Raw genomic sequence first — 1737 nt, 5'->3', positions numbered from 1 at the left:
CTGATGGATCCAACCCCTCCGCTGCTATAGTGCAGTCGGCTTCTGACGTTCAGTGCAGCCGTCTTCTGAAAACGACATAAATGTGTCAGGAAAGAATCTATGATCCTTCGCGCATTGTGTCAATAAATACCTGCCTTAACTCTAACCTGACGCATTTCATTGGCAACACTTGACGCCAAGTTAGGGTGTAGGCCAATCAGACACTTCGGCCGCGCTGGAGGATGGACCGAAAATTCGGCGGTTCCGGCTTACAACCCCATAATGGCCACCAAATTTTGGCCCACCTTTTTGTATGGGCGCTGGCCGCCTAAAACAGCTTTGCTCCCAACGGCACCGGCCTGTCTGGCACGCACAGCGCCACATGGCCTTGTTCGTCGGGGAAGCCCGTCACCAAGCATTCGGATATGAGCGGTCCGATTTGCTTGGGCGGGAAGTTGATGATGGCGACTACCTGCTTGCCCAGCAGTTCATCCATTGCATAGAGGCCGGTCACTTGTGCGCTGGACTTGCGCTGTCCGATCTCTGGCCCGAAATCGACCAGCAGTTTGTAGGCCGGCTTGCGCGCCTCGGGAAAAGGTTCGGCCTTGATGATGCGCCCCACGCGCAGTTCGACCTTTGCGAAGTCATCCCATGAAATTGTCGTCATGATGGTTACTGTCATTCCTAGCGTTGAAAGAGGGTGATGTGATGCCTGATCGGCTGGTGTTGCGCCGTCAGGCCGGGTTTGTTGAAGGTACCGGATTCGTTCGACTGCGCGCCCGCACCGGCAAGGTGATGCACACCAGGCACGCGAAGATGAGCGCAACGCCCACCCAACCCATTGCGGGCAGCCTCTCGCCCACGATGACGGCGGCGAGCGCCGCCGCGACGACCGGCTCCAACAGGGTGATCGTGGTGGCCGTGCTGGCCGCAATGCGAGCCAGCCCGTAGCCGAAGCAGACATAGCCCAGGAACATCGGCACCAAGGCCATGTAGATGCCTACGGCGGCGTTGTTCCATGAGGCCAGGAACGGCGCACCCGTTGCGAACAGCACCGGTATCAGCAGCAGTCCGCCAATGCCGAAGATCGCACCCATTGCCGCCCGCGAGGGGATACGGCGCTGCATCAGGCGACGGGCCGCCCAGGAATACAGCGCATAGGTCAAGCCCGCGAGCAGGCCCAGGGCCACGCCGATGGTGATGGATGGCGCAGCGGAAGCCGCGCTATGGCCGCTGATTTTCGCAATGCAGAGCAAGGTCATGCCCACCAGTCCCAGGCCGGCCCCGATGACCCATCGGGCGCTGACGCGCAGGCCGTCCATGACCATCTCGATGACAGCCGACAGCAGCGGCGCGGAGCCAATGGAAACCACCGTGCCGACCGTCACGCCGGCCAGACGCATTGAGCCATAGAACGCCAGCGGGTAGATGGTCACGGCCAGCGCGCCCAACAGCAGCCAGCGCCATTGCAGGCTCAGCGCGGCCGCATGACGGGCAATGGCTCGGGTGGCGATGGCGGTCTGAAGCAGACCGCCGACGCCCATAGCGGCCGCACCAATCGCGGCCGCGCCAACTTCCGGGGCGAAGGTAGCGGAAACGCCAGTCGTGCCCCATAGGACAGCCGCCACCAGAACGCCGGCAACCCCGAGCAGATGTTCTTTCGATGAAACTTTCACGCTGCCCGGCCTTGTTGCACAATTCCAAAGCAGGACAGCAGTCTCTCAGGCGCCGATTTCGCTCAGTTGACCTGTTGTCGTA

General features: G+C 61.2%; 2 protein-coding genes. Both read right to left on the bottom strand.

The window, feature by feature from the left end; translation table 11 throughout:
* Positions 1-307: 307 nt before the first annotated feature.
* On the bottom strand, positions 308-646 hold the full coding sequence (locus OKC30_RS20740; protein ID WP_270666993.1) for a tRNA-binding protein: 339 nt from the start codon (positions 644-646) through the stop codon (positions 308-310).
* A gap of 67 nt (positions 647-713) precedes the next feature.
* A complete protein-coding gene (locus OKC30_RS20735) occupies positions 714-1655 on the bottom strand; it encodes a DMT family transporter (RefSeq protein WP_270666990.1) in 942 nt (313 codons plus the stop codon).
* Between the last annotated feature and the right edge of the window lie 82 nt (positions 1656-1737).

It is taken from the genome of Aeromonas sp. QDB18, from assembly GCF_027705325.1.
Lineage (GTDB): Bacteria > Pseudomonadota > Gammaproteobacteria > Enterobacterales > Aeromonadaceae > Aeromonas > Aeromonas caviae.
Note: the sequence above shows the minus strand (reverse complement) of the source record. Positions and strands in the feature narration are given on the sequence as shown.